A 3945-nucleotide genomic window follows, 5' to 3' on the forward strand; every position below is an offset into this window, starting at 1 on the left:
TCCATTTCTGCCGGGACCAAGGGGGTGAAGGTGTTCGACGAGCTGAAACCGCTGACGTTCTTTACGCCTGAGTCTCTTGCGCGACAGTCTCAGCGATAAAAACTTAATCTCTCTTATGATTGTCTCGCTGCCGTGGAATGAACGGAGAAGCACATGAACACGCTACTCAAGGCACTGGTCTTGTCTTTCGGCGCCTTGCCCTGCATGGGCAAAGCTGCCTCATTCATTGATCCGCTGGACCAACCCGCAATGATCTCTGATCGCGCAGTTATCTCACCCTTGTACGGACTGTTCGCTAGTAGCTCAGGGGTCGTTGCGGTGGGACCACGCGGACACATTGTCCGATCTGACGAAACCGGTCAACACTTTGCTCAAGTGCCTGCGCCACTGAGTAGCGATTTGGTAGCGGTTTATTTCGCCAATCGATCACTCGGATGGGCGGTGGGACATGACGGGGTCATTCTAAACACCCAGGATGGCGGAGAAACCTGGACGCGGCAGCTTGACGGCCGTCAGATGATTGATCTGTTTGCCAAGCACTACGGAAGTGTTACAGGAGAGGGAACGCCAGAGCTGCAAAGTGCTCAGGAATACACCCAGGCACTGGAGAAAGACGGCCCAATAAAACCTCTGCTGGATGTATTTTTTGAAAATGAACATGAGGGCTGGGTAGTCGGCGCGTTCAATCTGATTTTACATACCACGGACGGTGGTCAGCATTGGGTACCGTGGATAGATAAAGCAGAAAATCCGGACCAATACTCACTGCACGCCATCCGCAGAATTGGCGACCACGTGTTCATTGTTGGCGAATTGGGCCTGCTACTGCGCCTAGACCAGAGGCGCCAGAAATTCGTGAAGGTTGCCCTCCCCTACAGTGGCTCTTTATTCGGCCTCACCGGACGCAAGGGCTTGCTTGTCGCCTATGGGCTCCGAGGCAACGTATGGACAAGCCGCGATGAAGGAGCATCGTGGACTCAACTCGAAACCCGGACCAGTTTTTCGATCAACGCAGCTACCCTGCTCGCTGATGGCTCGATCGTTCTCGCAAGTGCTGGCGGCGAGTTGTTATTCAGCGACCCCAAAGGCGAGCAGATCATCAATAGATCGGTCAAGCGGCGCACACCAATCTATGGGGTTGCAGCATTAGGTCATGGTCTCTATACCATCGGTCCAGATGGAGTAACCCTCGCTTCACGCCAAGATCCCTGAATTTTATCGAATGCACTGACGAGACAGTGAGTTTCCATTCCCATCGGAGGCGTTACGATGGCTACGACTATCGAACAAAACAATAATAAATACCCAATTATCAATGACCGTCGAGACTTCGATGAGCGTACAGGTAACATCGTCGAGCGGGTGATATTCAACAATCGCCTGTTGATCATCATCCTGATAGTCGTTATCTCCGTACTGCTCGGATGGCAGGCATCACGCCTAGTGGTCAATGCCAACTTCGATCGCATGATCCCGAGCTCCCACCCCTACATCATGAACTTTTTCGACAACCGCGCAGAGCTCCCCGGTCTTGGTAACAGCGTACGTGTCGTCATAGAAAATACCAAAGGCGACATTTTCGATCAGCAATACCTGCAGACGGTCCGAGAGATAAACGACGAACTGTTCCTTATACCTGGAGTTGATCGGCCCTGGATGAAGTCGCTGTGGACACCTTCATTACGCTGGACTCAAGTAACCGAAGATGGATTACGCGGTGGCCCGGTCATGCCTGACCGGTTCGATGGTTCTTCAGAAAAACTTGAAGAACTTCGGGATAACCTGGCACGGTCATCCGCGCCAGGCCGAATCGTAGCCAATGACTACAAGTCGTCTATGATCATCGTCCCTTTACTGAACAACTATGCAGACTCGGGCAAGCCAATCGACTACAAGGCGTTATCCCAGGCACTGGAGCAAAGAGTCAGGGGCAAGGAAGGAGAAGGAGTACGTATCCATATCGTCGGCTTCGCCAAACTGGTAGGGGACCTGATTCAGGGCTTGACCAAGATTTTCCAGTTCTTCGCGGTGTCCGTTCTGATTGCTACGCTATTCGTCTACCTCTACAGCCGCTGCTGGCGAAGCACCCTGATGCTAGTAGCCGTTTCCATACTCGGTGTGGTCTGGTTGCTAGGTCTAATGCATCTGGCCGGTTACGAACTTGATCCCTACACGATTCTTGTACCCTTCCTGATTTTCGCCATCGGCTTGTCGCACGGGGCGCAAAAAATGAACGGAGTAATGCAGGATATCGGTCGCGGCACCCATAAGTACATCGCTGCCCGCTACACTTTCCGACGACTATTCATGGCGGGGCTGACCGCGTTGCTGGCCAACGTCGTCGGTTTCGCGGTATTGATCATCGTCGATATACCGGTGATTCAGGACCTGGCGTTAACTACCAGCATTGGCGTAGCAGTATTGATCTTCACCAAGCTTATTCTGATTCCAGTTATTTTGTCCTATACAGGGGTCAGCTTGCACGCAGCGAAACGCTCGATGCATGCGAGTAATACTGAAAAGCTATCCCCTCTGTGGGAGTTCTTCAGTCACTTTACCCAGCGCAACTGGGCAATCGGCGCGATCGTTTTTGCAGTCATTTTGAGTATCACAGCGCTGGTAGTCCGTCATAATCTGCAAATTGGAGATCTCGGCGCCGGCGCGCCCGAATTGCGCCAGGATTCCCGTTACAACCAGGATGTGGCTTACGTTACAGCCAATTATGGTCTATCCAACGATCAATTTGCCGTTATCGTAAAGACCGCCCCGGGTGTCTGTGATCACTTCAGCAATCTCATTGAAGCGGACCGCCTGGGTTGGGTGTTAAGTCATGTGCCTGGCGTGCAAGCGACGGAGTCATTCGCCACACTGACTAAGCAAGGTGTCAGCGGTACGTTCGAGGGTTACTTCAAATGGAACAGTATTATTCGCGACCCTCGCTCGCTCGGTTACGCGGCGTCCCAAGTGCTGGTTAACAACCCCGATGTACTCAACCCCAAGTGTTCGGTATTCCCGGTCATGACCTATCTTTCAGACCATAAAGCCAGCACATTGACCCAACTACTTGCACAGGTAGAGGCCTTCGCCAAGGAACATAACAGTGAAGATATCAAGTTTCTCCCAGCAGCAGGCAACGCTGGAATCGAGGCGATTACTAATATCGTGGTTAAGGATTCCTTCTATAAAATGCACGCTTTGCTGTACGTCGGCGTAGTCCTGCTTTGCTTCGTCACATTCCGTAGTTGGCGCGCAGTCATCGTGGCAGTCATTCCACTGGTGGTCACCTCCTTGCTTTGCGAGGCGCTGATGGTATGGCTTGGTATCGGGGTTAAGGTCGCTACTCTACCAGTCATTGCGCTGGGTGTAGGGGTCGGGGTTGACTACGCGCTATACCTGCTATCCGTGCAACTGGTGGTACAGCGAAGTGGCGCGAGCCTTAAGGAAGCGTACCGAGCCTCTCTACAATTTACCGGCAAAGTCGTGGCGCTCGTGGGTATGACAATGGCCGCCGGAGTTATTACCTGGGCTTGGTCACCCATCAAATTCCAAGCCGACATGGGCATTCTGCTGGCATTTATGTTCATGTGGAATATGTTGGGGGCTCTGGTGCTAATCCCTGCACTGTCGTGCTTCCTACTGCAGAACCGACACAAGACCGGCCTGCCACCACAGTCGGTGGGCGGGAGTGCAAACACCACCGTGGGCCCCCGGAAAAAACTACCTCAACCGCCACGATCTAAACGCCAGCATGTTGGCGCTGATGTCGAGTTAACCCAGTTGCCGAGACTTCACTGACCCAGTCTGACTCCTCGTGGATCATTGTCTGTGCTGGATTTTTTCAGGCTTGGAGATCGGGCAGTCTTGCGTCGGCAACTGGGTCAATCCAGGCACAGCGCAAACATTACAGCTGAGCACTCAGGAGCACTGGGCACTAGACGAACAATT

At 52.8% G+C, this 3945-nt stretch carries 2 protein-coding genes; both read left to right on the forward strand.

The features are described from left to right. The first annotated feature begins 153 nt into the window (after positions 1–153). A complete protein-coding gene (locus HDC32_RS31825) occupies positions 154–1212 on the forward strand; it encodes a YCF48-related protein (RefSeq protein WP_145338891.1) in 1059 nt (352 codons plus the stop codon). Between the two features lie 57 nt (positions 1213–1269). After that, positions 1270–3795, forward strand: coding sequence for an RND family transporter (locus HDC32_RS31830; RefSeq protein WP_145338892.1), 2526 nt, complete (start codon positions 1270–1272; stop codon positions 3793–3795). Positions 3796–3945: the final 150 nt, after the last annotated feature.

Origin of the sequence: Pseudomonas sp. JAI120 (assembly GCF_014207255.1) — a bacterium.
Classification (GTDB): domain Bacteria; phylum Pseudomonadota; class Gammaproteobacteria; order Pseudomonadales; family Pseudomonadaceae; genus Aquipseudomonas.

Coding starts and splice junctions, on each gene's coding strand:
- HDC32_RS31825 (WP_145338891.1), top strand. CDS start 154: ATGAACACGCTACTCAAGGCACTGGTCTTGTCTTTCGGCGCCTTGCCC.
- HDC32_RS31830 (WP_145338892.1), top strand. CDS start 1,270: ATGGCTACGACTATCGAACAAAACAATAATAAATACCCAATTATCAAT.